Genomic DNA, 24,841 nt, shown 5'->3' on the forward strand with positions numbered 1-24,841 from the left:
GCGCGTCTCATCGCCGTCGCGCCGGGCGTTTGCCCGTGCAACGCCAGGCTGGCGTGCGGGGGAGGGTTTTTTGCGGGGAGATTTGCGTGGTGCGGGATTCGCCGCCATTGTCGGGCAAGCCAGTGTGTATTTTCCGAGTCTGCTAGAGAGTCTACTGGACTATGCGCCCAAAATCTTGCGGAACGCGCTTCGACAAGGACTACCCGCTGGACTTCGCCCTGCTGGGAGATGCCAGGCTCGTATTGCGCCAGATGATGGACATGTTCAAGACGTAGCCTCGCTTGGGCCTGCTCTTCCACCCGGCCGCCGTCCGCGGCGTCAGCCCAGCCCGTGGTACTTGCGCCCGATCTCCATGGTGGCCCGATAAAAGCCCTCCTTGCTGCCGCAGTCGTAGCGCGTACCCTCGTATTCGTAGCCGAAGACCTTGCGCGACCGCAGCAGCGCGGCGATGGCGTCCGTGAGCTGGATCTCGCCGCCGACGCCGGCCTGCGTGGCTTCGAGAATGCCGAAGATCTCGGGCTCGAGAATGTAGCGCCCGACCACCGCCAGGTCGGTCGGGGCGTCTTCGGGCCTGGGTTTTTCGACGATGCCGCTCAGCCGCATCACGCCCTGCGCTTTCGGGCTGCCGGACACGATTCCGTACTGGGCCGAATTGGCCTTGGGGATCTGCTGGACCGCCACGACGCTGCCGCCGTATTCCCGCGCCACCTTCGTCATTTCGCCGATGACGGGGGCGTCGGCGTCGATCATGTCGTCGGCCAGCAGCACCGCGAACGGCTCCGCGCCCACCAGCGACGCCGCGCAGAGCACGGCGTGGCCCAGGCCCAGGGCGGCGGGCTGGCGTGTATAGACGCATTTGACGCTGTCGGGGACGACGTTGCGCACGCTTTGGAGCAAGGCATTCTTGTTTTTCAGTTCCAGGTCGCGTTCCAGTTCGGGCACGCGGTCGAAATGGTCCTCGATGGCGCGCTTGTTGCGGCCGGTGACGAAGATCAGTTCATTGATGCCGGACGCGATCGCTTCTTCGACCGCGTACTGGATGAGAGGCCGGTCCACGATGGGCAGCATCTCTTTCGGCATGGCTTTGGTGGCGGGTAGAAAACGGGTGCCCAGCCCCGCAACAGGGAATACGGCTTTTCTGATCGGACGCATGCAATGCCCCTTTTTTGTTGGTTGCCCTGACTGAGAGGGCGACGCGCACGCCGATAGCAATCGACGTACCCGGCCGGCGGCTGGCGGCGCTCAACGCTGGTCCGCCGTGCCGCCCGAGCCCGAGGATGCGCCGGAGCCGGGCGAGCCGCCCTGGCCGGTCGAACCCGTGGTCGCGCCGGAGGAACCCTGGCTGCCGCGCGCGTCCGTGCCGCCTTGCTCGGCGCGGTCGCGCCCGCGCGTGGATTGCTCGGAGGATTGCGCGGGAGGTAATTTTTTCCGTTCCTGCTCGGTTTTCCCTTCGCCGCGCTGGCGCTTGCCGGTATCGCCGTCGGCGGAGGAGGGCGGCCGTTCCTTCGGCGGGGGGCCCGCGGGGGCGGCCAGCGCGGCCGATCCTCCCAGCACGAGCATGGCTGTCGCGAATAAGGTGGCGGATCTGGCTGACATGGGATCTCCTGCGCGGGTATTGCGTGTTGCCAGTGCAAATGCCGTGCCGGGCCCGACGCTTGCTGTAGCCGTCGCGAGTCCAAGCAGGAGCACGGTATGAACGGTGATCAGCCTGTCGTTCCTTCCGCCGGCGTAGCCGCCGACGACAATCCCGCCGCGCCGGGACGCCGCAGCGTCCTGAAGGCGCTTGCGCTGGGGGTGCCCGGCGCGCTGGCCGTGTCGGGGGCGCAGACCGTCGCGCAGGCGGCGCAGCCCGCGCAGGCGGCCGACGCCGCGCAGCCGGCGCCCCTGCGGTTTTTCAACGCGCAGGAAGCAGCGCTCATGGACGCCATCGCCGCCCGCCTGATTCCGGCCGACGACCTGGGCCCGGGCGCCAAGGAGGCGGGCGTAACCGTATTCCTGGACGGCCAATTGGCCGGCGCGTGGGGCGCGGGCGATCATTTGTACCGGCAGGGGCCGTTCCAGGAAGGCACGCCGGAGCAGGGCTATCAGCTTTCCTTCACGCCCGCCGAGATGTACCGCCGCGGCCTCGCCGCGTTCGACGCCGCGGTGCGCAAAAAGGAGGGCAAGGGCTACGACGAGCTCGGCGCCGAGCGGCAGGACGCCTGGCTCGCGGCCATGCAGAAAGGCGAACTCGATTTCGATCCGCTGCCGGCGCAGGTGTTCTTCCAGGCTTTGCTGGAAGGCACGACGGAGGGCTTCTTCAGCGACCCGCTTTATGGCGGCAACAGGAACATGATCGGCTGGAAGCTGGTGGGTTTTCCGGGCGCGTACGCAAGTTTCTCCAACGACATCGAGCGGCATGGCGTGGCCTGGCGCGGCACGCCGGTTTCCATTGCGCAGGCCCGCGGGCACCATGCCGCGCCGGCCGGCGAAACCCCACACAAACCGGGAGGCGGCCATGGCTAAGACCATGCCGGCGGTGGACGTGGCCATCATCGGGGCCGGCTGGACTGGCTCCATCATCGGCAAGGAGCTGGCCGCGGCCGGCCAGCGGGTGGTGGTGCTGGAGCGCGGCGAGCCGCGCTGGCCGTCGCCGGATTTCCAGGGGCCCAACGTCCACGACGAGCTCAAGTACACGCGCAGGCATGCGCTGCACCAGAACACCGCCAGCGAAACGTTCACCTTCCGCAACCACGGCGGGCAGATCGCCCTGCCCATGCGGCGCTGGCAGTTCGCCTATCCCGGAACGCACCTGGGCGGCGCGGGCAATCATTGGTCGGGGGCGTACTACCGCTTCGATCCGACCGACTTCAACATGCGCAGCCACTACACCGAGCGCTACGGCGCCGGCATCTTCGACGAGGACCTGACCTGCCAGGACTGGCCGCTGAGCTACGAAGAGCTGGAACCGTACTTCGACCGCTTCGACTACCTGATAGGCGCCTCGGGCCAGGCGGGCAACATCAAGGGCCGCAAGCAAGAGGGCGGCAATCCCTTCGAGCCGTGGCGCTCGCGTCCCTATCCCAATCCCCCCATGAAAGTGCCGTACGCGCCGGCCCTGTTCGGCGAGGCGGCGCGCGGCCTGGGCTACCACCCTTATGTGCAGCCGTCCGCGCTGTGTACGCGGCCCTACGTGAACAGCGAGGGGCTGCAGATGAGCGCCTGCGTGTACTGCGGATTCTGTTCCAACTTCGGCTGCGAGCACTACGCCAAGGCCTCGCCGCAGGTCTGCGTGCTGCCGGTGGCGCTGAAGCTGGAGAACTTCGAGCTGCGCACCGGCGCCCACGTGCTGCGGGTGGAGCTGACCGCGGACCGCAGGCGGGCGCGCGGCGTGACCTACGTGGACGGCGCGGGCGCCGAGGTGTTCCAGCCGGCCGAGGCGGTGGTGCTGTGCGCGTTCGGCATCAACAACGTGCGCCTGCTGCTGCTTTCCGGCATCGGCGAGCCTTACGACCCGGTACGCAACACCGGCGTGGTGGGGCGCAACTACACGCACCAGACCACATCGGGCGTCAATCTCTTCTTCGACGAATCCTTCAATATCAATCCCTTCATGGGCGCGGGCGCGGTGGCGGTGACCATGGACGACTTCAGTGCCGACAATTTCGATCATGGGCCGCTGGGATTCGTGGGCGGCGGCTATCTGCAGATCCAGGTGGTCAGCGGCGCGCCGATAGGCTATCACCCGGTGCCCAAGGGCACGGCCGCCTGGGGCAGCGCCTGGAAACAGGCGCTGCGGCGCTACTACAACCACTCGGCCTCGATCACCATCACCGGCGCGGCGCAACCCACGCGCGGCGGCTACCTGAGCCTGGACCCTACCTACAAGGACGCCTGGGGCCTGCCGCTGCTGCGCATCACCTACGACCTGCCCGACAACGATATCCGCATGTCGGCCTTCCTGACCGAACGGGGCGACGAAATCGGCCGCGCCATGAAAGGCGTGCAGCGCACCGAGCCGGGACCGCGCAAGCGGCCCTTCACGGCCGCGGCGTACCAGTCCACGCATCTCACCGGCGGGGCGGCCATGGGCGCCGATCCCCGCACCAGCGTGGTGAACCGTTACGGCCAGGTATGGGACGTGCCCAACGTGTTCGTGACGGGCGCGGCGCTGTTTCCGCAGAACTCCGGCTACAACCCCACGGGCACGGTCGGCGCCACGGCCTATTGGATCGTGGAAAAGATCAAGTCCGATTACCTGAAGTCGCCAGGCCCCCTGGTGACGTGAGCGACGCAGCCGGGGTGACATCATGGGCATGCCTTTACGCAGCTATGTGGCCTTGGGCCTGATCGCGGCCGCGCCGCTGATCACGCTGGCCGCGGCCTTCTATCAGATGTATGGCAAGGGCGGCGACGGCCCGATCGCGCCGTCCATCGTCGCGCAGCCCGCCGCGCCCGCTGCGGCGCCGCGCGCAGCCGCAGCTCCCGCTGCGGCGCCGGGCGCGGCCTTGCCCGAGGTGGCGCAACCCCGCCCGGCCGCGCCGGTCCCGGGCCGCAGCGCCATGGACTTCGCGGCCTATCGTCCCGCCTGGGAAGCCGCATTGCAGCGCGCCGACGTCGACGCCGGCAAGCAACTGGCGCAGGCGGGCAAGGCGGGAGTGCAGGCCTGCGTGGCCTGCCACGGGCAGGCGGGCGTCACGCCGCTGGGCGGGGCCTTTCCCAATCTGGCGGGACTGACCCAGGACTACCTCGCCAAGCAGTTGTGGGACTTCCGCGACGGCAGCCGCCAGCATCCGGTCATGAGCGGGATCGCCAAGGGGCTGTCGGATGAAGAAATCGCGCATCTGGCGCGCTATTACGGCGGCCTGCCGCCCGGCGCCCCGGCGGCCGGCAAGGACACGGGCGGGCACGAGGCCGCCATCCGCCTGGACACGGTGGGCGACGGTCCGCGCGCGCTGCCGGCCTGCGCCAATTGCCATGGCCTGCAAGGCCGCGGCGAGGGCGCGCTGCTGCCCCGGCTGGCGGGGCAGCCCGCGCCGTACTTCGTGGACCAGATGAATGCGTTTCGCTCCGGCCAGCGGCAGAACGACGACGTGGGCGCCATGCGCGCCTTCGCGCAGCGCCTGACCCCCGAGGAAATCGGCCAGTTGTCCCGCTACTACGAAAGCCGCCCGCCGGCGCAGGAATAAGCGGCCCCCTGGCCTAATGGCGCAGGTACGGCGGCGTCGCGGCCGGACGGCGCTTGTGTTCCGTGGCGTCGTAGCGGGAGACCAGGCGCTGGGCGACTTCCGGGGGCACGGGCCGGCCTTCGAGGAAATCGTCGATCTCTCGATAAGTAAAGCCCAGCGCCGCTTCATCAGGATGCTGCGGACGCAGCGTCTCCAGGTCCGCGGTCGGAACCTTGGCGACGAGGTCCGGCGGCGCGCCCAGCGCCGCGCCGATTTCCCGAACGCAACGCTTGGTCAGTCCGCTGAGCGGCATGACGTCGGCCGCGCCGTCGCCATGCTTGGTGAAAAAGCCCGTCAGCGCTTCCGCGGCGTTATCGGTGCCCACCACCAGGCCCTTATGGGCGCCGGCGATCGCGTAGAGCGCGATCATGCGCTGGCGCGCCTTGATGTTGCCGGCGATGAAGTCCTCGGCATGCGCGTCCGCATAGTCGATGCCGGCCGCCTCCAGCGCAACGCGTTGCGCGTCCACGGCGGGCTGGATATTGAGCGTCATGCGCTTGTCCGGCGCCACGAAATCCATCGCGCGCCGCGCGTCCTGCTCGTCGCTCTGCGTCCCGTAGGGCAGGCGCGCCGCCACCAGCGCGCAGACGTGGCCCGAGGAGCGCAGCCGCGATACCGCAAGTTGCGCGATACGCCCCGCGACCAGGGAATCCACGCCTCCGCTGATGCCGATCACGTAGGCGTCCATGCGCGCGGCAAGCAGATAGTCGGCGAGAAAAACAATTCTGCGTTCCAGCTCTTCGTCGATATCGCAGTCCGGGCGAACCCCCAGGCCGCGGGCGATTGCGGCCCGGCGCGCTTCGATTTCCGCCTGCATGGCTGGTGTCATTCTGTTCTCCCGGTTATCGCGCCGATTGCATCCAGGCCGCGCAGCCCGCCGGCGAGGTCGTGCCGCTGACATAGAGCGCGCCCGATCCGTAGAGCGCAAGCCCGTCCTGCCATGACAGATTCTGCACCACCCAGACGCCGCCGGCGCGATCGGTCCAGATGATGCGGGCATCGGTGCCGTCCAGCGCGCGCAGCAGCTCCCCGGCGGGCGCGTCGGGACGCATCGCCACCACCGTCGTGCCGGTATCGCCGCGCAGCGGAAACAGGTTGGCCAACGTCGCGCCGCCCAGCGCCAGGACCAGCAGGCCGGCGGCGATATTGCGTCGCGGCATCGGCGGACCGCCGCCAGCCGAGCGCCCGCGCCAGCCGAGGAAAAACGGCAGCAGCCCGAAGACCGCCAGCCATGCCAGGTCCCAGAACAACGGCACGTCCGCATCCATGCGGATGCGGTGGATGCCGGTGATCCAGTGCGAGAACAGCGCGTCGACGATATGCCAGGCGCCGAACCCCATCCAGAACGCCGGCCACAACGGCCGCGTCGAGCCCGCCGGCGCGGCGGCGCGCGCCCGGTACAGCGTCCACAGGCCCGCCGCGGCCAGGATGTACATGAGCGCATGGAACAGGCCGTCCACCGCCACCTGCATGCGCAGATCTCCCAGAATGCCGGTCTGGATGGCCGACAGCAGGTGGTGCCACTGCAGAATCTGGTGCAACAGGATGCCGTCGAAAAAGCCGCCCATCGCAAAACCCAGCAGGCCGCCGGCGCGGCGCATGTGGCGCCCGGACGGGTCAGGGATAGAGGCAGGGTCCATGGACGGCTCCCGGTTCTTGGTGCCGGAGCAGTTCGGCAAGCGCCGTGCCCGACGCGTGGATCCCTGCCGGCGGCCCGGGGCCGAGCCGCGTCACGTGCGCCGGTTTCTTTGCCCGGCCGCATGCTTGCGCCAATAGCCGAACTCGTCCTCGCGAACCTCCAGGTCCAGTTCGGAGACGCGCAGCTGCAGCCGCTCCTGCGCGTCGGCGACGGCCTGGTTGTATACGACCGGCCCGATTTCCTCCAGGAAGAATCCCAGCAGCGCGGCCGCCGCGATATTGCCGATGGGCTCTTCCATGTGTTCATCGAAGTACCGCTGTATCGACGCGATCGCGGCGGCTCGAACCTGCTTTTCCAGTTCAATGGCCATCGGGCTTCTCCTTTCTACGGGGCAGGGCGCGCTTGCCGCCCGGGACGATGGCCGGCTTCGCGGTCCGGTCCAGCAGCCCCAGCAGGCAGTCCCGCACGCTGGCGACCGTTTCCGGCTGCGGCGCGCGCAACAGCACCTGCGCCTGCCAGAGTCCCTCGACCGCGAACCGGCAGGTCAATGACAGGTCGGCCGCGACTTCGTCGGGGCGGCAGAAGTCGTCCACCAATGCGGTGTGTATGGCCTGGTACTTCGGATCGGCCATCAACAGGGCCATGGCTTCGCGCGCCGCCAGCGCCGATTCGGCGGCCAGGCTCACGACCCGGATGTAGGTGCGGATGCGTTGATCCGCGCCGGCCGGCTCGGCCGCCAGCGCCTCATGCAAATTGTCGGAAAACTCCTGCATGAGGTGATCGAACAGGCCGTCCATCAAGGCCTGCTTGGTGCGGAAGTGGTACTGGATGCCGCCTTTGGACAGGTCGGTCCTTGCAAGCACGCTGTCGAAGGTGAGCGCGCCCGCGCCCTCATCGGCCAGGACCTGTCTTGCGGCTTCGAGAATCTGGACCCGCACGGCGGCGGGTTGCTTTGCTCGTCGTATGTTCATAAACAATCCATATATATGGATTTATCATATCATCCGGGCGTGCCCGTTTTTTGCATGGACACCGATAAATGAACATCGTCAGCGACAGTACCCTCACGCGTGCGGATCTGGTCCGGCTTCTCGCGCAACCCCAACCCGTCACCCGGTTCGATCGCTGCTCCTTCGACGGGCAGGACCTGGGTTCGCTGGATCTCCGGAACATCCGCTTTACGGCCTGCTCGCTGGCCGAGGCCCGGCTGGCGCGCGCGACCTTGAGCGAAACGATATGGGAGCGGTGCAGGATCGGCCTGGGCGACTTCGAGCTGGCGGACCTGACGGACGCCAGCTTCACGGCCTGCGATCTCCACATGACCAAGTGGGCGCGTTCCCGGCTATCGTCGGCGACGATTTCCGATTCGAAACTGAACGGGGCCGGTTTCTCCGAAGTCCACGCCCTGGGCCTGAGCCTGCGCAGCTGCCGCCTGGTGGGCGCCCAACTGCGCGGCATGTCGTTCAGAAAGCAGGTGCTGGACCAGCTGGATTTCTCTGACGCCGACCTGGGCGGCTGCGATTTCCGCGACGCGGTGTTCAACGGCGGCAGCCTGCGCGGCGCCAGCCTGAAAGGGGCGAGGTTCCAGGGCGCGGATCTGCGGGCGGCCGAGCTCGGCGGCATCACGGTGTACGACCTGACCGGCTCGCTGAAGGGGGCGGTGATTTCTGCCGAACAGGCGGGACAGTTGATCGAATCGCTGGGCGTGCGGGTGATGTGACGACAATACTGTTCTGGCCGCGCCGCCTGGTTGGTCAGAAGCTGGCCGCGAGGCGCAGCGCGGCCGTGTAGCCTTCGGCGCGGTTGCGCGCGCCGAATTCCTTGTAGACGTGCAGCCAGACGGGCGGCAGGCCCGGTTTGTAGAAATGGACGGCCGGCCCCAGGGCGATCACCCGGGAACGGTTGCCGCCTTGCAGGCCGGGCGCGTCGTCGTCGGTGAACTGGCGGCTGTAGTAGCCGCCCACTCCCAGGGTCCACGGTCCCACGTGCTGGCCCAGCGCGAACTCGTGGCGGTATTCGATGCCATTGCGGTAGCCGGTGGCGTGGTTGCGCGTGCTGATGTCGACCTCAAAGCTCGAGGACACCTCGAAGCCGCCGTCGGTGATGTAGGTGAAATTGAAGATGGGAGAGAACGCCCAGTGATTCAGTCCCGGGTTCACGAGCCGCCGCTTGTCATAGTCCCCCGTGGGAGCCAGCACCTGGAACTGCGCATTCAGATGCAGGTTGGGCGACGGGTTCCATTGCAGGATCAGAGGCAGCAGCAGGGTGTCGGCGATCCGGAACGTTTCGCCGCGCAGCCGCAGCGGCCCAGCGGCCGTCGGCACGTCGAAGGCCGCGTCCATCCTGAAGAACGGCTGCACGATGCCGAAGCCGTAGCTTGCCCCCAGCAGCGTGGCGCGGGTCATGCGCAGATAGGCCGCGCTCACGGTGAAGACGCTGAGAGAAAAGTCGTCGTCCAGCGTCTCGCCATACTGGTTCTTCCGAACGGTGGCATGGTTGTACGAGGAACGCAGCGAGATCGTCCCGAACGGCGTCGGCGGCGGCGACATGCCGGCGCCGAAGTCATAGAAGCCGTTGACCGTGGTGGGTATGCCGTTCTCGGTGGCGGCCGCGTTTCCGGCCAGACCGAGGGCAGCCAGGACCAGCGGCGCCGCGACAGCCGGCATTGCATTGCGGATGTTCATGGAATTCCCCTTGTGCCCGGACGGCGTACATGGCGCCGCCCGGGCTGGAATAGGCAGGGCCCGACGCGGGAGCGGGTTTCAGCGGGCGGCGGCCGGTCGCCAGTCCGTGGCGCGGATGGGAGCGGACGCGGACGCGACCGTCACTTTGGACAACACCCAGGGCTCGCTGAACACGCCCCGCACGATGCGCGGACGCACCTCGTCGGGTATGTTGGCGAGTTCGCCCCAGAGACAGGACCAGCGCTGGCATTCCTCGGTCAGCGGACGTGTCGCGGCTTCCCATGCGCCCAGCGCCTCGGGTATGTCCCGCCGGTCCCTCACCCGCTCCATGTAGGCGGCCAGCGCCAGGCCGTTCTGCATGGCCATGCCGCCGCCCTGGCCCAGGTTGGGCGGCTGGGCATGGGCGGCGTCGCCGAGCACGCAGGCATGGCCTGCGGACCAGCGCTTGCAGCGCACCACGGTGTAGACGTTCCAGAGCACGCTGCCATGCGCGATCCGGTCGAGCAGGAACGCCCATTCAGGAAAGGCTTCCCGCCAGCATGGCAGCACGCGCGTATCTCGCGCCGAATCGTCGTCCTCGCGGCAGGTCAGCGCCAGGTAGATTTCGCGGGCGTTGATGGGGGTGATCAGCAGGCGCCGCGTACCGTTCCAGATTTCGATGCACTTGCCGCGCGCGGCGGCGGGCAGTTCCTCCTGGGTCGCCTGCACGATGGTCCGCAGCGCGCCTTCCTCGGCCCGCTGGTGCACCTGTTCAAGGCCCAGGGCGCGGCGCACGGGCGACCAGACGCCGTCGCAGCCGATGGCGAGATCGGCTTTCGCGCGATCGCCGTTGGCGAATGTCAGGGTGCCGTCGGTGCCGGCGTCGACGACCTCCGCGCCTGTGACGATGCGAGCGCCGGCGGCGCGCGCGGCCGCCTCCAGGCCTGCGTGCAGCTCGCTGCGCGCGATCGCGACCACCCGCAATCCCGGGGGCAGCAGCGCGGGAACCAGTACCTGCCCGGCATGGTCGCGCTGTTCGATGCCCTCGGGCAGGAAGGCATTGCGCATGGCGCGTTCATAGGCGCCTATCTCCGATAGCACCGCCAGCCCGTTCGACCACAGATAGATGCCTGAGCCCGAGACGCGCAGCTCGGGCCTGCTTTCATAGACGGTCACGTCCCAGCCGCGCCGGGCAAGCGCCGCCGCCGCGGCCAGTCCGCCGATCCCGCCGCCGCTGATGATGGCTTGCATGTTCATGGTGTCCACTCCCCTGGTTCTTTGCGCATGGCTCGCGGCCGCGTTCAGGCGCGGCCCAGGCTGCGCGCGTAGCTCAGCACACCGACGCCGCCCATCCACTCGGGCACGGCTTCGTAGGCGACGATGTCGGCCGGCGCGTCGCGCATCGCGCCCATGAGCGCGGTCCACATCAGCATTTCCGCGCCGCCCGGACCCGCCTGGGCCCTGACCGTCTCGTGGGTGAGCGACAACATGAACTCGCGGTCGCCGGCGGCCAGTTTCTGCAGGATGCGGTGGTCCCATTCGGCATTGACCAAGTAGCGGCCGGACGCGGCCATTTCGGCTTCGCGCCGCAGGATGGCCAGTGGCAGCTCCGGGTCCTCGCGCAGCGCGGCCGCGCCGAGGATCTGCCAGCGCTGCACGCGCTGCATCAGCGGATCGTCCGCCGCGTCCTCGTCGATGGTGATGGGCGGCCAGTGCGACAGGCCGCCGCTGGCCATGAGCGCGATGCGCTCGGGCCGCCGGTCCAGGACTTTGCGCACGCTGACGCCCAGTTCGTACGCGCGGCGCCACGTCGGCAGCGGCGGCGCGAAGCAGTTGAGGAAGATCGGCACGACTGGAATGCTGGCGCTGGGCCACAGGTACTTGGCCGGCATCAGCACGTTGTGCACGAGTTCGGCCGACTCGCTGCGGAACAGCTCGAAGCCGTCTTCCATGACGCTGCGGTAGATGTCCCCGGCCAGCGCCGCGTGGCCGGGGCGGGGCGCGCGCGGCATGCCGATCCAGTCCTGCGTCGCCTCGGTCGGCCCCCAGTGCGTGTCGCCGAGCGCGATGGCCATGCCCGGCATGGCATGCAGCGTATACATGTCGAAATGGTCGTTGACGAAGGCGACGATTACGTCGGGCCGGGCGGTTTCGATCTGGCGGCGCACCACGTCGAAGCCGTCCAGGAGGCGGCGCAGCGTTTCCGGCTGCGCAAGTCCGGTCTGGTTGCCCAGCCCCGGCGTGTGCGTCATCGCGAATGCGGCGACTATCGGCGTGTCCGTGTTGTCTTTCATGGCGGTTCCTGTTCTGCCTGCGAAGGGCGGTGAGTGGGCGTGCTTTCCGCGCCGCCCGCTCCTCCTCGAGCGGCGCGGAATCCGGCGCGGCAGCAGTGCGCCGGATGAGCACGCGAGGCAGTATGGGATTTCCCCCGCGCGGCCGTCATCTCTCAAATGGGAGATGCCGGACCCGTTTCATGGCAAACCCCAGTTGCCGCGCCGGCGGGCTTGCCGGACGATGAGCGCTTTTCGTTCAGATAGTGTGGGTGTCTTCATGGCTCTCGGCGCAGCATCTGATTCTTTCCTGCTGGACCTGTATGCCTGTTGCACGGACCCGAGCCGCTGGGCCGGCGTGCTGGACCGCCTGTGCAGCGATGTCGGCGCGCATTCAGCTGTGCTGCAGTGCCTGGATCTGGAGGGCGCGCGCGCCGTTCCCTATTGGGCGGCGTACGACACGCGCATCGACATGGAGGCCTATCGGGCGGAGGTGTCCGACGCCCGCAATCCCCGACTGGAAGCCTGGCGCCTGCAGCGGGTCGCGCGACGGCCGGGCCGCATGGCCACCGACGGAGAACTCTTTCTGCCGGAAGAGGCGCCGTTACGCGACCGACTCCATCTGCAGTTGCGCCGCGCCGGCCTGGGGCGCTTCATGGGGGCCATGGCGCCCATGGGCGGCACGCGCTGGGTGGCCATCGCGGTGCACCAGGATCCGCGCGATGACGGCGGTTTTTCTCCGCGCCGCCTGGAGCGGCTGCGCAAGCTCACGCCGCATCTGCTGCAGGCGGCTACGCTGGCGCAATCCGTGGGGCTCGACCGCAGCGTGTCCGCGCTGGTCGACCGCTACCTGGAAGCCTGGCCCTGCGCGCTGGCGTTGTGCGACGAGTCTGGCGGACTCGTCTGGTCGAACCGCCGCGCCCGGGAAGGGCTGGACGGCCGCGCGGGCCTGCGATTGCGCAGCGGCCGGATCTGCGCCGACGCCGCTGGTCAGTCCCGGTTCGCGCACGCGCTGGCGCAGGCGTCGCTGGAGGCCGAGCCGGTATTCCTGACCCTGGAAAACGGACAGGGCCGCACGCAGCTGGCGCTGCAGCGGCTGCAAGCCTCTCAGCCGCACGGCGGCGCCCTGGTGCTGGTGTCGCTGGTGCAAGAGTCGCAGGCTGGCGCCCGCTTCCCCGTGGCGGCCCTGCGCGCGCTGTTCGGCCTCACCGAGGCCGAGGCGAGGCTCGCGAGCGCGTTGGTGGCGGGCTGGACGGTCGAGGAATACGCGCGCGGCCGCGGCATTACGGTGGGCACCGCGCGCTACCAGTTGAACCAGGTGCTGGGCAAGGCCGGCGCGCGTCGGCAGGCCGACCTGGTGCGACAGGTCCTCTGTTCGGCGGCCGCGCAGATGATCGGTCGCCAGGAGGGCGCGGCGCCGGCCTGAGCGGGCGCGCCGTTATATCGGACTGCCGCTGCGCAGGAAGGCGCGCGCCCGGGTGATCCACGGGTGCCCGTCGTCCACGCAGCGGCTGCTGGCGGCGTAGTGATCGTGATCCGGGTAGATCTCCGCCGCCGCCGGCACGCCGGCCTGGCTCAGCAGGTCCCGCATGGCCAGCGCCTCGGCCGCGAGCCTGCCCAGGTCGTGTTCGCCCGCTCCGAGATAGAACGGCGGCGCCTGCGGTCCGACATGATGCATCGGACTGGCCGCCGGCACGTGGGAGTCGTCCGGTATGAAGCGCCGGCGTATGGCGAGCGCCGCGGCGCCCACCGCGTCGCCGCCGTCGTAGTCCAGATCGTACAGGCCGCTGATCGGCAGCGCGCCCCTGATGACGCGCGCGGGCAGGCCGCGTTCATCCAGCCAGCGGCGGTCCAGCGCCACCAGGCTGGCCAGGTGGCCGCCCGCCGAGTGGCCGCCCAGGAACAGGCGCGCGGGATCGCCGCCGTATGCGCCGACATTGCGCCAGGCCCAGTCCACGGCGGCGGCGACATCGCGCACCGCGGCAGGATAGACATGGCCGGGCGCCAGCCGGTACGACACCGAGATGAACAAGGCCGGCGTCGCCGTCACGGCCGGCGCCATGAATCCCATCCATTCCTTGCAGCCCAGCGAAAACGCGCCGCCGTGCACGAAGATCAGGCAGGGCAGGTCTGCCGGCGCGCGCGCCGGCGCGTAGAGATCCAGGCGGCAGCCTGTGGCGTCGTCGTAGGGGATGTCGGGGTGGTAGTGCAGACCGCGGTCCGCGGCGGCGCGGCGGGAGCGCTCGAATACTTCCGCGGCGTAGGCGTCGCCGCCGGGAAAATTGGCGCGCGCAGGCGCCGGACGAGAATCGAAGGCCATGGTTTTCCTCGTGGTCAAGAACGTGCAGAAACCCGCGCAGGCCTTGCGGCCACGCGGCGGGACGATGGGGCCGGCCTGTGCGGACGGCCCTCTGGCTGGCGGTCTTGCGGCAGAAGGAGAGCGGCGCGCCGTGGAACTGCCGGGCGGCGCCTTGCCGTCGATGACGTGACGGTATTTTAGGCTTGAAGCATATGGCGGGCAAGACCGCGGTCCGGCTCAGAACACGTAGCGCATGCCAACCCCGAGCGCCCGGATGTCATCGCCGCGCGCCGCCGGCGCGACCGCGGTATCGCTCGACAGCAGCGAGAAGGCGGCGTTTGCGCCGTTGTTGACCATGCCGTAGGACGCGTACAGGGAAAAGCGCCGCGAAAGCGCGTGGATATAGCTCAGGCCCAGCACTGTGGCCTCGCCAGGCCGGCTTCTTCCTGGCACGTCCTGCCGCATGCGCTGGACGTTGAACGCCAGCACGCCCGCTCCCAACCGCAAGGACGCGCCTGCCCAGATGTCGCTGCCGTCGCCGCGGCGCCCCGGATGGCGCACCCGGAAGTAGCCACCCGCCACGGTGTAGTCGCCGCTGGCGTACTTGAGCCCGACCAGCATGTCGCGGCGCAGTCCCGTGGCGCCGGTGTAGGCGGCCGGCGAGCCCGCGATCTCGGGCAGGCGCAGCAGCTGATAGGCGCCGTTGAGCGTCAGCCCATCCTGCGTGTAGTCCACGGATGCGCCGATCATGCGGCTCGCGCTGCGGGGCGGGCCGTCCGACGCGCTGCGCGCGGCAGCGGGGCCCAGGCTCGCCATCAGCCGGCCCCGCAGTCCGGCGACGCGGGGCGAGGTGTAGAAGACGGCGTTGCTGGCGCGCCCGAACCGGTCCGAGCCCGTGCCGGACAAAAGCACGATCTGCTGCATGTTGCCGTAGGACCCGAGCTTCAGCGGGTCGCTATCCAGCACCGCCCAGTACAGCGGCGTGTAGTCGCGGCCCAGTTGCAGCATGCCGTAGCGGCCTTCCAGGCCGACGAACGCGCGGCGGTTGAATCCCTTGCCGGGTGCGCCATTGGGCGCTTGCGCAGTGGCGCTCGACGGATCGCCGAAGTAGGGCTTGTAGGCGCCGGAATTGGATTCGAAGCTGGCCTCGAGCTGGAACACCGCGCGTAGCGAACCGCCCAGATGTTCCGTGCCGCGCAGGCCGAACTGCGATCCGCTGATGATGCCGGACTTCATGGAGGCGGACCTCGCCGATCCGTTGTCGATCAGGTTCAGGCCCGCGTCCACGACGCCGTACAAGGCCAGCCCGGGTTCCGCATGGCTGGCCGCGCCGGCGGCTGCGAAGGCGAGCGCCGCGATTCTCAGGACGCGCCGTTTCATGGCCTGGCGCCCGTTTTGCTGGCGGCCGGCATCAGGCCGCCGCGGGCCGGTAGCCGCCGTACTGTTCGCGCAACTGCTTCTTGAGCACCTTGCCTGTCGCGCCCAGCGGCAGAGAGGGCAGGAACAGCACGTCATCGGGCATCCACCACTGGGCGATGCGCCCTTCGATGAAGCGCAGCAGTTCCTGCTTGCCGACGTCGGCGCCTTCGCGCGGCACCACCAGAAGCAGGGGACGTTCGTCCCATTTGGGATGCGCGATGGCGATGCATGCGGCCTGCTGCACGCCAGGGTGTTCCATGGCGGCGTGCTCGATCTCGACCGAGCTGATCCACTCCCCTCCGGACTTGATCACGTCCTTGCTGCGATCGACGATCTGCATGTAGCCGTCGGCGTCGATCGTGGCTACGTCGCCGGTGGCGAACCAGTCCGCCCCGGTCGCGGCGGCGCTGTCGTCGTCGCCGAAGTAGCGCTCCATCACCCACGGACCTCGCACCAGCAGCTCGCCCCGGCTCTTGCCGTCCCAGGGCAGTTCGCCGCCGCCGCCGTCCACGATCTTCATGTCCACGCCGAAGACGGTGTGCCCCTGCTTGCCCAGAACGGCCAGCCGTTCGTCCTCCGACAGCGCGAGGTGCCGGCGCTGCAGCACGGCGGTCGTGCCCAGCGGCGACAGTTCCGTCATGCCCCACGCGTGCAGCACTTCGACGCCGTAGCCGTCGCGCAGGCTGCGCAACAGCGCAGGCGGGCAGGCGGCGCCGCCGATGACCGCGTGGCGCAGGCCCGACAGGCTCAGGCCGTTGCGTTCCGCATGGCCCAGCAGCCCCAGCCACACGGTCGGCACGCCGGCCGCCGACGTTACGCCTTCGTCCTTTATCAGCGCATGCAGCGAGGCGCCGTCCAGCGCGGGACCGGGCAGCACCAGCTTGCAGCCGGCGAGCGGGGCGGCATAGGGAATGCCCCAGGCATTGACGTGAAACATGGGCACTGCAGGCAGCACCGCCGTGCGCGAAGAAAGGTTGAGCGCGTCGGGCAGCGCGACCGCATAGGCGTGCAGTACCGTGGACCGGTGCGAGTACAGCACGCCCTTGGGCTGGCCCGTGGTGCCGGACGTGTAGCACAGTCCGCAGGCCGATTCCTCGTTCAGTTCGGGCCAGTCGTAGCTTTCGGGCTGGGCCGCCAGCAGGTCCTCGTAGCACAGCAGCCCCGGCAGGGCGGCGGACGAAGGCATGTATTCCCGGCTGCAAAGGGCGACATAGCCCCGCACGCCGGGGCATCGCGCCGCCACCGATTCTAGGAGCGGCAGAAAGCCCACGTCGAAGAACACGTACTGGTCGTCCGCGTGGTTGAGCAGGTAGGCCACCTGGTCGGCGTGCAGCCTGGGGTTGACGGTATGGATCACGGAACCGGCGCCGGACACGGCGTAATAGAGCTCCAGATGCCGGTAGCCGTTCCAGGCCAGGGTGGCCACACGCTGGCCCGGGCGCACCTCCAGCGCCGCGAGCGCGCGGGCCAGGCGCTGGCTGCGCCGATGGCAGTCGGCGTAGGTGTAGCGGTGCACGTCTCCCTCGACGCGGCGCGACACGATTTCGACCGTGCCGAAGTGGCGGGCGGCGTGGCGTAGCAATTGGGAGACGAGCAGAGGCTGGCGCATCATCAGGCCGGCGAGCGCGGGCGGGGGATTCCGGGTCATCTAGAGCTCCATATCGTGAGGCGGCGCGCAGGCGCGCCTGGGCCGGCGGCATCCGGGCCGGCGCCGGCTTAGCAAAGGAGGGCGGACGCGGCGGGGCCGCGCTTTCAGGGAGGGGGCGGCTGTTCGGCGCGCAGCGCCTCGTAGGGCTCGCGCGAGAGGTCCAGCAGCATTTGCGTGATCGCGGCCGTCTCCCGTCGCATGCGGCCGTAGTCCACCTTGTCGGCAGTGGTGACGTCGTAATTCAGCAGGTAGTCCGGCCCAGTGATGTAGTTGAGCGTGGGCAGGCGGGCTCCACCCCAGAAATACTGGCCCTCGCCCGGCCACGTGGCCGTGTTGGGGCCGCCGTCGCCGTCCGGATTGAGCGGAGGCATGACGAACGCGGGCGCAGCCTGTGCATTGCGCAGCATGGCCGACGCGGCGCGCACCAATGCCGGGACGCGCGGCAGGAAGATCGCGGCGGGCTCGTCGCGGCCCGTCGGCGCCAGGCGGCCGTCGGGTCCGGGCAGCCATTCCGTGGCGCCCAGGTGTTCTATCGTGACGATGCTGGCGATGCGGCCGCGCAGGCCGTCCTGGCGATGCCGCGCCAGAAAGTCCTGTATGCCCACGCCGCCGGCGAAATGGCCGCTGGAGAGCATGATCATGATGCTGCGCGGCAGCGCCTCGCGTGGCAGGCGCGCCAGGTACTGGGCGATGTCGACGATGGCGTTGGGACCGTTGTCCTCGATGCCGTTGGTGCCGTCGGTATGGCTGTTGATGACGGTCAGCTCGCTGCTGGCGCCGGGAATGATGCCGATCAGGTTGCGCGTGACGACAGCCTCGGTATCGGCATCCAGCACCAGGCGCAGCCGGGCGCCGGCGCGCGCCAGCGCCTTCAGGCGGGCGCCGGCCGCCCGGTCCACGTAAACGCCTGGCAGTTTGCGCAGTTGGCGGTCGTACGGGGCGTACAGGCCCGCGGCGATATCGGCGGGTTCGTCCAGGACCGCGACCACGCCGGCGGCGCCCGCGGCCTGCAGCGCTTCCAGTGTCTGCACCAGCGCGTCGATTATCTGGTAAGGACGCGCATAGGGCGCGCCCGGTGGCAGCGTGTTGTCGGGATCGTGTTTGTACAGCGCCATGGCATGGAAGAAATCGCTGGTCAGCGACGGCCTGGGCAGTTCCACCACCACGATGCTGCCCGCCACGCTGCGGTCCGGTCGCCGGCCGACCGGCAGATAGCGTATCGGCGCCACCAGCCCCTGCGCGCCGGTGCTGCCGGAGTAGGGGATATAGCCAGCCGTCGGAATCCGGTCGGCGCCGTCGGCCAGCTCCAGCGACCAGCGCCGCGCCGCCCACCGGGTCATGGCCACCGGTTCGAAGTACAGATCCGCCACGCCGGCCTCGCGCAGGCGTTCGTACAGCGCGTCGACGTAGGCCTCATGCGCGGGCGAGCCCGTGTCGCGCAGCCCGCGACGGTCCAGGTCTTCCTGCCATGCGCGCAGACGGGCTTCCGGATAAAACTGCGTCCGGTCCACCTCGACCGCCGCTTGCGGCGGCAGCGCGCCCGCCGGCGCGCGGGATTCCTGACGTGCGGCGCAGGCCGTCAGGCCGGCAATCAACAAGGCCGCGCCCGCCGCGCGGCGCAGGCGCCAAGGCTGCCCTGGTGCGTAGAGCATGCGTGTCTCCGTTGTCTCGTGTTGTTTTCGCTGGCGCGCCGTCGAGGGCGCACAAGCCGATTATTCCCGCCGCCGGCTGTCGGGGGCAGACCTCCAAGGAGGGGTATTGCCCCCCCGAAAGCGGGAATCACAAGTTCCGCGCCGTTCAGGAGGGCGGCGCGATCAGGCCGAGCTTGATGGCGCAGGCGACCGCCTCGGCACGCCGCCTTGCGTTCAGCCGCTGCATGATCTTCTTGACGCTGTCCTTGACCGTATGCGGGCTGCGGCAGATGATGTCCGCGATCTCGCCGTTCGAATGCCCTTGCGCCAGCAGTCCCAGGATGCGCAGGTCGGCCACGGAAAGGCCGTGCTTCTGGGCGGCGAGCCGGTCGAACGCATGCTGCACTTCCTGCAGCATCTCGCCGCCCGCCGACCCAGCGCCGGGGTCGGCGTAGACGAGTTCGGCGATGCGCGCGTACATCGCCATCGCGATGCGCGTGCGCTCTTCCAGCAGCGTCACGCGCTGCGACTTCTCCGTCACCAGCGTCTGCAGCGCCTTGATCGCATTGATGTCCCGGGCGATGCCCTGCCTGCCCACCATCTCGCCATCGCGGATCAGCGCGCCGGCGCGCACTTCCAAGTGCACGACGCCGCCGTCGGGCCGGCGCGCCTCCACTTCGAAGAAGGGCGTCCGTTCCTGGCCGAGCAGGCCTTGCTGGTAATGGCGCGTCGCCACTTTTGCGGACTCCTCGGTCAGGATCTCCGTAAAGTGACGGCCCAGCAGGGCGCAGGGCTCATAGCCCAGCACCTGTTCGAACGCCCGGTTCATGTAGGTGAAGCGTCCTTCGAAGTCCAGGGTGTAGATGAGATCGCCTGCGGCTTCGATCAGCGCCTCGAAGTCGGGCGTCTGGAAACGCCGCGGTTGGCCGGCAAGAGAGCGGGGCTGCGTCATAAAGCGGTTCTTCATGGCTTGTGGCCCGGGCGAAAGCGCGGGGTTGGCGCTACTTGTACCCCAACTGACGTTGCCCGGGCAAAGCACCTGCGATAAATTCGGCGAAACGATATTGTCGCTTTGGCCTGTGAGAAAGGGCTGCAAGTCGTTGGAGTCAGCGAATGGATATCCTCGAGACCATCACTTCGCACATAGCTGCGCTGAGGCTTCCGCTGTACGCCGTCAGCGCGACCGCTACACAGAAATCGGACACGCCGATCATCCTGGTCCTGCACTGGCACGGATTCCACCGTGATGAAAGGGCGGCCGGCGCTTTGCACTCCGTCGCGGGTTCTGCGCTGCAGATCAACCTGCGCTGGCGCGACTATGCCGTCATCGACCGCGCAATGCTGGAGGCGGCATGGAGACTCGGCGCCTGGGATGTGGAGCGTGTGGCGAGTCCCGGATGGTGGCGCCTCAATGCGCCGGTGTCCGAAGCGCTCGCCTGCCGTAGGGCGTTCGCGGATTATTCCGACGCGCGCGAGGCGAACGGGGCGGTCGTCGTCGAGGCTCCGGACCAGCAGGCCCTGCTCGACCTTGCCGCTCGCCGCGGCTACGTCCGCTGGCTGTTCCGGCCTCGCAAGGGTGGCCTGTGGAGTCAAATGGACGGCGACGACCGCACGCTGGATGCCGATGGCGGACGTTCCGCGCCTTGTCCCGTTGCGCTGCTGCCGGACGGACGCGAGCTGCGTCGAAAGGTCGTGTACCGCCTGGGACGGGGAAATGGCATTTTGATTCGTTAAGTTTCATTTTGAATCATTTTCCGCTCTTGAAGCGGCTTGGCGGCGCCCATAATTTTTTTCCGCACCCATCACGGGCTGTACGGCGCACGCCGCCTCGCCATGTCGCTGCAGTGCGCCGGCATTCACTTTTTGATGATCAAGACTTCAGGAGATAGAGTCATGAAGATCCGTCCCCTTTACGACCGGATTATCGTCAAGCGAATCGAACAGCAGCACAAGACAGCATCCGGCATCGTCATCCCCGACTCGGCGGCGGAAAAGTCCGAACAGGGAGAGGTCCTCGCGGTCGGCCAGGGCAAGCGCAACGCAGATGGCTCGCTGCAGGCGCCCGAACTCAAGGTCGGCGACCACGTTCTCTTTGGCAAGTATGCCGGCCAGACCGTCAAGGTCGACGGCGAAGAACTGCTGGTCATGCGCGAAGAGGATGTTTTCGCCGTGCTCACGTCGCAAGACGCTCAACTGAAGAAGGCGGCCTGACGCCGCCGGCCTATGGATTGAGGAGCTAGAAATGAGTGCGAAGGACGTTAAGTTCCACGACGGCGCCCGCAGCCGCGTAGTCAAGGGCGTCAATATCCTGGCCGATGCCGTAAAGGTGACGCTCGGCCCGAAGGGCCGGAATGTGCTGCTCGAACGCAGCTTCGGCGCGCCGGTCATTACCAAGGACGGCGTCTCGGTGGCCAAGGAAATCGAACTGAAGGACAAGTTCGAGAACATGGGCGCACAGATCGTCAAGCAGGTCGCATCGAAGACGGCCGACGTCGCGGGCGATGGCACGACCACCGCCACGGTGCTGGCGCAGGCGGTCGTCCAGGAAGGCATGAAGTACGTGGCCTCCGGCATGAACCCCATGGATCTGAAGCGGGGCATCGACCAGGCCGTCTCCGGTGTGGTGGAGGCGCTGCGCAAGATGTCCAAGCCCATCTCCACCAGCAAAGAGACGGCGCAAGTCGCGGCGCTGTCGGCCAACGCCGACGAGGCGATCGGCAAGATCATTGCCGACGCGATGGACAAGGTCGGGCGCGAGGGCGTGATCACGGTGGAAGATGGCAAGTCGCTGGACAACGAACTGGATATCGTGGAAGGCATGCAGTTCGATCGCGGCTACCTGAGCCCATACTTCATCACGGACCCGGAAAAGCAGATCGCTCAGCTCGATGACCCGTTGATCCTGCTGTACGACAAGAAGATCTCCAACGTTCGCGAGCTTCTGCCGGTGCTGGAAAGCGCCGCCAAGGCGGGCAAGCCGCTGCTTATCGTTGCCGAGGACGTGGAAGGCGAGGCGCTTGCCACCCTGGTGGTCAACTCCATGCGCGGGGTGCTGAAGGTCACCGCGGTGAAGGCGCCAGGCTTCGGCGATCGCCGCAAGGCCATGCTGGAGGACATTGCGATCCTCACCGGCGCCACCGTGATCTCGGAAGAAACGGGCAAGCAGTTGGACAAGGCCACGCTGCAAGACCTCGGAAGCGCCAAGCGGATCGAAGTTCGCAAGGAAGAGACCATCATCATCGATGGCGGCGGCAAGCAGGAGGCCATCGATGCGCGCGTCAAGTCGATCCGCAAGCAGATCGACGACGCCACCAGCGACTACGACCGCGAAAAGCTGCAGGAGCGTGTCGCCAAGCTGGCGGGCGGCGTTGCCGTCATCCGGGTGGGCGCCGCAACCGAAGTCGAAATGAAGGAGAAGAAGGATCGCGTCGATGATGCGCTGCATGCGACCCGCGCGGCGGTCGAGGAAGGCATCGTGCCCGGCGGCGGCGTTGCGCTGCTGCGGGCCCGGGCGGCGATACAGGATATGAAAGGCGCCAATGCCGATCAGGATGCGGGCATTCGCATCATCCTGCGGGCGCTCGAGGCTCCGCTGCGCGCCATCGTCGCCAACGCAGGCGAAGAGCCTTCGGTGGTCGTGGCGAAGGTGATGGAAGCCAAAGGAAACTATGGCTATAACGCCGCCACCGGCGACTATGGCGACCTGGTCGATATCGGCGTCGTCGATCCGACGAAGGTCACGCGCACCGCATTGCAGAACGCGGCTTCGATCGCGGGGCTCATCCTGACCACCGCCGCCACCATCGCGCAGGTTCCGGAAGAAACCAAGCCGCAGGCCGCCGCGGCCGAGGCGATGGACTTCTGACGGCGGAATAACGGCCAAGCCATCCAGTCTGCTCTGAGGGCATCGCGCCGGCGGCGCGATGCCCTTTTTTGTCGTTGCAACGGGCCGCAGAAAAAATCTATAGCGCCCGGGACCGCCATTTTTTAAATCAAAGGACCCGGACTCTTGAATCCGCGCGGTTGAATCCTATATCCGCATTGAAGCGATCGAGTGCCGGTCGCTCTTGCGGCGACGTGGCGCGGTCTCGATCCTTCCAGACGAACTTGGGAGGTAATTATGGCCAACTACCCTTTCAGCGACAGCGGTTTCGATTCTCTCTTTGACGCGGTCCAGGAGCAGATGGACCGGATCTTTCGCAGCGCGGGCTTGCCGGCCACATTGCGGTCGTTGCCACGCGGACGCTTCCCGCCCGTCAACATCGGGGTTTCGGATGACGCCGCTGTGGTCGTCGGTTTCGTCCCCGGCATCGAACCCGACGCCTTGAAAGTATCCATAGAGAAGGGGCTGCTCACCATCAGCGGCACGCGGAGCATGCCGCCCCTGCCGGATAACGGCCGTTACTACGCTCGGGAACGCGCCGAGGGGAATTTCACGCGCGTCATCGAGTTGCCCGGCGACGTCGATCCGGACAAGGTCGAGGCGCGGTACATCGACGGCTGCCTGCTGATATCCATCAAGAAGAAAGAGTCGTCGAAGCCGCGGCTTGTTGCAATCCAGTGATGCAAGCTTCCCTTCATCCTACTCAGGAGGAACGATCATGAACGAGCGTAACGAACTTGTTGAACAGGGCGGCCGTTCCAATGAGCAACGTCCCGCCAATCTGCCCGCGGTCGACATCTTTGAAGACGCTGCGGGCGTCACCGTCCTGGCGGACCTGCCTGGCGTCACGAAGGACAGGTTGAGCGTCAAGGTGGAATCGGAGGTGCTGGTCATCGAAGGCGAAGCCGCGGTTCCGGTTCCCGCCGGTGTCCGGCTGATCCATGGCGAACTGCGCGAACCGCTGTTTCGCCGCTCCTTCAGGCTGGGGCCGGAGTTTGACAAGGAGGCGATCCAAGCCAGCCTGCGGCAAGGCGTGCTGACGCTGCGAGTGCCGCGCATTCGCGAAGCGCAGCCGCGCCAGATTCCGGTGACGATGGCGTGATGCATTGCGCGCGCCGCGGCGGCTCTGCACCGCCGCGGCGCGCCGGAGCCGCTCCATGAACGACCTTGTCCTTACCGAACACAGAGGATTCCGCCTGGGCGTGCGCGCCGTGCCGTTACGCTGCCTGGAACAGCGCGGCACGCTTCCCGAGGGCTTTCTGCCGCTCGTCCAGGTCACGCACTCCACCTTGGTTCTCGTGGATTGGTGCATTCCGTGCCCGCTTACGCCCCGCGATACGCCGGCTAGCGCCATCCAGGAGGGAACGGCCTATCTGAAACTGCTGATCGATTCGGGCAGGATCAGTCAGCGCGTCGCGGCGCCGTAAGGCCGCCCTGCCAAAAACGGCGCTATGTCGCCAACCAGGACGCCGTTCTGCGGTTCGCCTACCGGCCGGGCCATACCAGGGCGGACGGCCCGCGGTCGTCCGGTAGGCGTGACGGTCGATCCGAAAGGCGCGCTGATCGTCGCCGACGATCTCTCGAACACGTTCTGGCGCATAACGCCGACGCGCAACGTCCAGCCGCGCTAGGCGGCCGAGCGGCCGTCGTTCTTGCCGGGGGCTTCGTCGTCCGCGATCAGGCGCAGGCATTTCACGAAGAGACTCCGGTATTCCTCGGGCAGCCGGGCAAGTAATTGGTCTTCCACCGTGGCGTCTCGCGGCATGACTCGGCACAGCAGCTCCACGCCGGCCGGCGCAATGTAAAGCTGATAGGCGCGCGCGTCCGTGGGCGACGGCCTGCGCTCTATGAGCCCGCCGCGGTGCATGCGCTTGATCATCTCGGCGACGGTGTTGCGGTCCATGGCGAGCCGTTCGGCCAATGCGTTCTGGCTGAGTCCGGGATCTTGATGGAGCAGGATCAAGGCCGCTTTCTGTCTTGGCGTGACGCTTTCGCGGGAAAAGGTGTTGGCGAAGATCTCTTCGGCCTTGAAATGCGCGCGCCGCAGCAGATGGGACGGCACATTTTCGAGCCGGAAGTTCTGCAATAGGACCTGCACTTCCGGCGTGATCATCGGAAGCGAAGAACCCGCGCGAGCGGGACGGACTGGATGTTTGGGAGGCATCGTGCTGGGCTTGTTTCC

Annotated in this window: 27 protein-coding genes; 12 read left to right on the forward strand and 15 right to left on the reverse strand. The window is 67.9% G+C overall.

Going from position 1 to position 24,841, the window contains the following annotated elements; genetic code table 11:
- Positions 1 to 318: 318 nt before the first annotated feature.
- Positions 319 to 1,152: a UTP--glucose-1-phosphate uridylyltransferase GalU gene (gene galU, locus A6B37_RS24230; RefSeq protein ID WP_111827134.1), complete on the reverse strand. Its 834-nt coding sequence runs from the start codon at positions 1,150 to 1,152 to the stop codon at positions 319 to 321.
- A 90-nt stretch (positions 1,153 to 1,242) separates the two neighbouring features.
- The gene (locus tag A6B37_RS24235) at positions 1,243 to 1,596 is read right to left on the reverse strand and encodes a hypothetical protein (RefSeq protein WP_146196891.1); all 354 of its coding nucleotides are present in this window, start codon (positions 1,594 to 1,596) and stop codon (positions 1,243 to 1,245) included.
- Positions 1,597 to 1,692: 96 nt separating this feature from the next.
- On the opposite strand from A6B37_RS24235, the gene A6B37_RS24240 reads away from it, so the two are divergent.
- Genes A6B37_RS24240 through A6B37_RS24250 form a run of 3 tightly spaced genes read left to right on the forward strand, consistent with a single transcriptional unit; the run spans position 1,693 to position 5,168 of the window.
- Positions 1,693 to 2,505, forward strand: a complete 813-nt coding sequence (locus A6B37_RS24240; RefSeq protein WP_102772728.1) for a gluconate 2-dehydrogenase subunit 3 family protein — start codon at positions 1,693 to 1,695, stop codon at positions 2,503 to 2,505.
- Positions 2,498 to 4,267 (forward strand): GMC family oxidoreductase, encoded by a 1,770-nt coding sequence (locus A6B37_RS24245; RefSeq protein WP_111827135.1) that lies wholly within the window; start codon positions 2,498 to 2,500, stop codon positions 4,265 to 4,267. The genes A6B37_RS24240 and A6B37_RS24245 overlap by 8 nt, the downstream gene beginning before the upstream one ends.
- A 22-nt stretch (positions 4,268 to 4,289) precedes the next feature.
- Complete coding sequence (locus tag A6B37_RS24250; protein WP_111827136.1) at positions 4,290 to 5,168, forward strand: c-type cytochrome; 879 nt, start codon at positions 4,290 to 4,292, stop codon at positions 5,166 to 5,168.
- 13 nt (positions 5,169 to 5,181) lie between these two features.
- Here A6B37_RS24250 and nadE read toward each other — a convergent pair whose 3' ends face one another.
- From nadE to A6B37_RS24270, 4 genes are all read right to left on the reverse strand, one after another.
- Complete coding sequence (gene nadE / locus A6B37_RS24255; protein ID WP_246842564.1) at positions 5,182 to 6,036, reverse strand: ammonia-dependent NAD(+) synthetase; 855 nt, start codon at positions 6,034 to 6,036, stop codon at positions 5,182 to 5,184.
- Between the two features lie 13 nt (positions 6,037 to 6,049).
- Positions 6,050 to 6,847 (reverse strand): DUF2243 domain-containing protein, encoded by a 798-nt coding sequence (locus A6B37_RS24260; RefSeq protein WP_111827138.1) that lies wholly within the window; start codon positions 6,845 to 6,847, stop codon positions 6,050 to 6,052.
- Between the two features lie 90 nt (positions 6,848 to 6,937).
- On the reverse strand, positions 6,938 to 7,216 hold the full coding sequence (locus A6B37_RS24265; protein ID WP_102772723.1) for a DUF2164 domain-containing protein: 279 nt from the start codon (positions 7,214 to 7,216) through the stop codon (positions 6,938 to 6,940).
- Positions 7,206 to 7,817, reverse strand: coding sequence for a TetR/AcrR family transcriptional regulator (locus tag A6B37_RS24270; protein WP_111827139.1), 612 nt, complete (start codon positions 7,815 to 7,817; stop codon positions 7,206 to 7,208). The genes A6B37_RS24265 and A6B37_RS24270 overlap by 11 nt, the downstream gene beginning before the upstream one ends.
- 68 nt (positions 7,818 to 7,885) lie before the next feature.
- On the opposite strand from A6B37_RS24270, the gene A6B37_RS24275 reads away from it, so the two are divergent.
- On the forward strand, positions 7,886 to 8,566 hold the full coding sequence (locus tag A6B37_RS24275) for a pentapeptide repeat-containing protein (RefSeq protein WP_111827140.1): 681 nt from the start codon (positions 7,886 to 7,888) through the stop codon (positions 8,564 to 8,566).
- 34 nt (positions 8,567 to 8,600) lie between these two features.
- Here A6B37_RS24275 and A6B37_RS24280 read toward each other — a convergent pair whose 3' ends face one another.
- The 3 genes from A6B37_RS24280 to A6B37_RS24290 form a co-directional block, all read right to left on the reverse strand.
- Complete coding sequence (locus tag A6B37_RS24280) at positions 8,601 to 9,530, reverse strand: transporter (protein ID WP_168202321.1); 930 nt, start codon at positions 9,528 to 9,530, stop codon at positions 8,601 to 8,603.
- Positions 9,531 to 9,608: 78 nt separating this feature from the next.
- Positions 9,609 to 10,766: an NAD(P)/FAD-dependent oxidoreductase gene (locus A6B37_RS24285; protein ID WP_246842565.1), complete on the reverse strand. Its 1,158-nt coding sequence runs from the start codon at positions 10,764 to 10,766 to the stop codon at positions 9,609 to 9,611.
- Positions 10,767 to 10,810: 44 nt separating this feature from the next.
- Positions 10,811 to 11,803 (reverse strand): hypothetical protein, encoded by a 993-nt coding sequence (locus tag A6B37_RS24290; RefSeq protein WP_111827141.1) that lies wholly within the window; start codon positions 11,801 to 11,803, stop codon positions 10,811 to 10,813.
- A 256-nt stretch (positions 11,804 to 12,059) separates the two neighbouring features.
- Here A6B37_RS24290 and A6B37_RS24295 point away from each other — a divergent pair, with 256 nt between their 5' ends.
- On the forward strand, positions 12,060 to 13,205 hold the full coding sequence (locus A6B37_RS24295) for a helix-turn-helix transcriptional regulator (protein WP_146748020.1): 1,146 nt from the start codon (positions 12,060 to 12,062) through the stop codon (positions 13,203 to 13,205).
- A 12-nt stretch (positions 13,206 to 13,217) separates the two neighbouring features.
- Here A6B37_RS24295 and A6B37_RS24300 read toward each other — a convergent pair whose 3' ends face one another.
- Positions 13,218 to 14,099 (reverse strand): alpha/beta hydrolase, encoded by an 882-nt coding sequence (locus A6B37_RS24300; RefSeq protein ID WP_102772717.1) that lies wholly within the window; start codon positions 14,097 to 14,099, stop codon positions 13,218 to 13,220.
- On the opposite strand from A6B37_RS24300, the gene A6B37_RS26130 reads away from it, so the two are divergent.
- Positions 14,098 to 14,268 carry a hypothetical protein gene (locus tag A6B37_RS26130; protein WP_168202322.1) on the forward strand — a complete coding sequence of 57 codons (171 nt, stop codon included), beginning with the start codon at positions 14,098 to 14,100 and terminating at the stop codon, positions 14,266 to 14,268. The genes A6B37_RS24300 and A6B37_RS26130 overlap by 2 nt on opposite strands.
- A gap of 47 nt (positions 14,269 to 14,315) precedes the next feature.
- On the opposite strand, the gene A6B37_RS24305 is transcribed toward A6B37_RS26130, so the two are convergent.
- The 4 genes from A6B37_RS24305 to A6B37_RS24320 all read right to left on the reverse strand — a co-directional run bounded on the left by A6B37_RS24305 (position 14,316) and on the right by A6B37_RS24320 (position 19,728).
- The gene (locus A6B37_RS24305; protein WP_168202323.1) at positions 14,316 to 15,458 is read right to left on the reverse strand and encodes a porin; all 1,143 of its coding nucleotides are present in this window, start codon (positions 15,456 to 15,458) and stop codon (positions 14,316 to 14,318) included.
- A 31-nt stretch (positions 15,459 to 15,489) separates the two neighbouring features.
- Entirely contained in the window at positions 15,490 to 17,145 is a 1,656-nt protein-coding gene (locus A6B37_RS24310) for a 3-(methylthio)propionyl-CoA ligase (RefSeq protein ID WP_111827143.1), read from the reverse strand.
- Between the two features lie 104 nt (positions 17,146 to 17,249).
- Positions 17,250 to 18,797 (reverse strand): PA domain protein, encoded by a 1,548-nt coding sequence (locus A6B37_RS24315; protein ID WP_102772714.1) that lies wholly within the window; start codon positions 18,795 to 18,797, stop codon positions 17,250 to 17,252.
- 145 nt (positions 18,798 to 18,942) lie between these two features.
- A complete protein-coding gene (locus A6B37_RS24320; RefSeq protein ID WP_168202324.1) occupies positions 18,943 to 19,728 on the reverse strand; it encodes a PAS domain S-box protein in 786 nt (261 codons plus the stop codon).
- A gap of 161 nt (positions 19,729 to 19,889) precedes the next feature.
- On the opposite strand from A6B37_RS24320, the gene A6B37_RS24325 reads away from it, so the two are divergent.
- The 6 genes from A6B37_RS24325 (at position 19,890) to A6B37_RS24350 (ending at position 24,086) form a co-directional block, all read left to right on the forward strand.
- Positions 19,890 to 20,510: a diguanylate cyclase gene (locus A6B37_RS24325; RefSeq protein WP_111827144.1), complete on the forward strand. Its 621-nt coding sequence runs from the start codon at positions 19,890 to 19,892 to the stop codon at positions 20,508 to 20,510.
- A gap of 159 nt (positions 20,511 to 20,669) precedes the next feature.
- The gene (locus A6B37_RS24330; protein WP_111827145.1) at positions 20,670 to 20,987 is read left to right on the forward strand and encodes a co-chaperone GroES; all 318 of its coding nucleotides are present in this window, start codon (positions 20,670 to 20,672) and stop codon (positions 20,985 to 20,987) included.
- Between the two features lie 31 nt (positions 20,988 to 21,018).
- Positions 21,019 to 22,641, forward strand: coding sequence for a chaperonin GroEL (groL, locus tag A6B37_RS24335; RefSeq protein ID WP_111827146.1), 1,623 nt, complete (start codon positions 21,019 to 21,021; stop codon positions 22,639 to 22,641).
- Between the two features lie 255 nt (positions 22,642 to 22,896).
- Complete coding sequence (locus A6B37_RS24340) at positions 22,897 to 23,340, forward strand: Hsp20/alpha crystallin family protein (protein ID WP_102772709.1); 444 nt, start codon at positions 22,897 to 22,899, stop codon at positions 23,338 to 23,340.
- 37 nt (positions 23,341 to 23,377) lie between these two features.
- Positions 23,378 to 23,761: an Hsp20/alpha crystallin family protein gene (locus A6B37_RS24345; RefSeq protein ID WP_102772708.1), complete on the forward strand. Its 384-nt coding sequence runs from the start codon at positions 23,378 to 23,380 to the stop codon at positions 23,759 to 23,761.
- Positions 23,762 to 23,816: 55 nt separating this feature from the next.
- Positions 23,817 to 24,086, forward strand: coding sequence for a hypothetical protein (locus tag A6B37_RS24350; RefSeq protein WP_111827147.1), 270 nt, complete (start codon positions 23,817 to 23,819; stop codon positions 24,084 to 24,086).
- A gap of 200 nt (positions 24,087 to 24,286) precedes the next feature.
- Here A6B37_RS24350 and A6B37_RS24360 read toward each other — a convergent pair whose 3' ends face one another.
- The gene (locus tag A6B37_RS24360) at positions 24,287 to 24,772 is read right to left on the reverse strand and encodes a MarR family transcriptional regulator (protein WP_246842566.1); all 486 of its coding nucleotides are present in this window, start codon (positions 24,770 to 24,772) and stop codon (positions 24,287 to 24,289) included.
- Positions 24,773 to 24,841 lie beyond the last annotated feature (69 nt).

Origin of the sequence: Achromobacter sp. HZ01 (assembly GCF_003267925.1) — a bacterium.
Lineage (GTDB): Bacteria > Pseudomonadota > Gammaproteobacteria > Burkholderiales > Burkholderiaceae_B > Achromobacter > Achromobacter pulmonis_A.

Coding starts and splice junctions, on each gene's coding strand:
- A6B37_RS24235 (WP_146196891.1), bottom strand. CDS start 1,596: ATGTCAGCCAGATCCGCCACCTTATTCGCGACAGCCATGCTCGTGCTG.
- A6B37_RS24265 (WP_102772723.1), bottom strand. CDS start 7,216: ATGGCCATTGAACTGGAAAAGCAGGTTCGAGCCGCCGCGATCGCGTCG.
- A6B37_RS24320 (WP_168202324.1), bottom strand. CDS start 19,728: ATGACGCAGCCCCGCTCTCTTGCCGGCCAACCGCGGCGTTTCCAGACG.
- A6B37_RS24330 (WP_111827145.1), top strand. CDS start 20,670: ATGAAGATCCGTCCCCTTTACGACCGGATTATCGTCAAGCGAATCGAA.
- A6B37_RS24305 (WP_168202323.1), bottom strand. CDS start 15,458: ATGAAACGGCGCGTCCTGAGAATCGCGGCGCTCGCCTTCGCAGCCGCC.
- A6B37_RS24340 (WP_102772709.1), top strand. CDS start 22,897: ATGGCCAACTACCCTTTCAGCGACAGCGGTTTCGATTCTCTCTTTGAC.
- A6B37_RS24275 (WP_111827140.1), top strand. CDS start 7,886: ATGAACATCGTCAGCGACAGTACCCTCACGCGTGCGGATCTGGTCCGG.
- galU (WP_111827134.1), bottom strand. CDS start 1,152: ATGCGTCCGATCAGAAAAGCCGTATTCCCTGTTGCGGGGCTGGGCACC.
- A6B37_RS26130 (WP_168202322.1), top strand. CDS start 14,098: ATGGTTTTCCTCGTGGTCAAGAACGTGCAGAAACCCGCGCAGGCCTTG.
- A6B37_RS24270 (WP_111827139.1), bottom strand. CDS start 7,817: ATGAACATACGACGAGCAAAGCAACCCGCCGCCGTGCGGGTCCAGATT.
- groL (WP_111827146.1), top strand. CDS start 21,019: ATGAGTGCGAAGGACGTTAAGTTCCACGACGGCGCCCGCAGCCGCGTA.
- A6B37_RS24250 (WP_111827136.1), top strand. CDS start 4,290: ATGGGCATGCCTTTACGCAGCTATGTGGCCTTGGGCCTGATCGCGGCC.
- A6B37_RS24350 (WP_111827147.1), top strand. CDS start 23,817: ATGAACGACCTTGTCCTTACCGAACACAGAGGATTCCGCCTGGGCGTG.
- A6B37_RS24300 (WP_102772717.1), bottom strand. CDS start 14,099: ATGGCCTTCGATTCTCGTCCGGCGCCTGCGCGCGCCAATTTTCCCGGC.
- A6B37_RS24360 (WP_246842566.1), bottom strand. CDS start 24,772: ATGATCACGCCGGAAGTGCAGGTCCTATTGCAGAACTTCCGGCTCGAA.
- A6B37_RS24280 (WP_168202321.1), bottom strand. CDS start 9,530: ATGAACATCCGCAATGCAATGCCGGCTGTCGCGGCGCCGCTGGTCCTG.
- A6B37_RS24325 (WP_111827144.1), top strand. CDS start 19,890: ATGGATATCCTCGAGACCATCACTTCGCACATAGCTGCGCTGAGGCTT.
- A6B37_RS24310 (WP_111827143.1), bottom strand. CDS start 17,145: ATGACCCGGAATCCCCCGCCCGCGCTCGCCGGCCTGATGATGCGCCAG.
- A6B37_RS24245 (WP_111827135.1), top strand. CDS start 2,498: ATGGCTAAGACCATGCCGGCGGTGGACGTGGCCATCATCGGGGCCGGC.
- nadE (WP_246842564.1), bottom strand. CDS start 6,036: ATGACACCAGCCATGCAGGCGGAAATCGAAGCGCGCCGGGCCGCAATC.
- A6B37_RS24345 (WP_102772708.1), top strand. CDS start 23,378: ATGAACGAGCGTAACGAACTTGTTGAACAGGGCGGCCGTTCCAATGAG.
- A6B37_RS24290 (WP_111827141.1), bottom strand. CDS start 11,803: ATGAAAGACAACACGGACACGCCGATAGTCGCCGCATTCGCGATGACG.
- A6B37_RS24315 (WP_102772714.1), bottom strand. CDS start 18,797: ATGCTCTACGCACCAGGGCAGCCTTGGCGCCTGCGCCGCGCGGCGGGC.
- A6B37_RS24295 (WP_146748020.1), top strand. CDS start 12,060: ATGGCTCTCGGCGCAGCATCTGATTCTTTCCTGCTGGACCTGTATGCC.
- A6B37_RS24240 (WP_102772728.1), top strand. CDS start 1,693: ATGAACGGTGATCAGCCTGTCGTTCCTTCCGCCGGCGTAGCCGCCGAC.
- A6B37_RS24260 (WP_111827138.1), bottom strand. CDS start 6,847: ATGGACCCTGCCTCTATCCCTGACCCGTCCGGGCGCCACATGCGCCGC.
- A6B37_RS24285 (WP_246842565.1), bottom strand. CDS start 10,766: ATGAACATGCAAGCCATCATCAGCGGCGGCGGGATCGGCGGACTGGCC.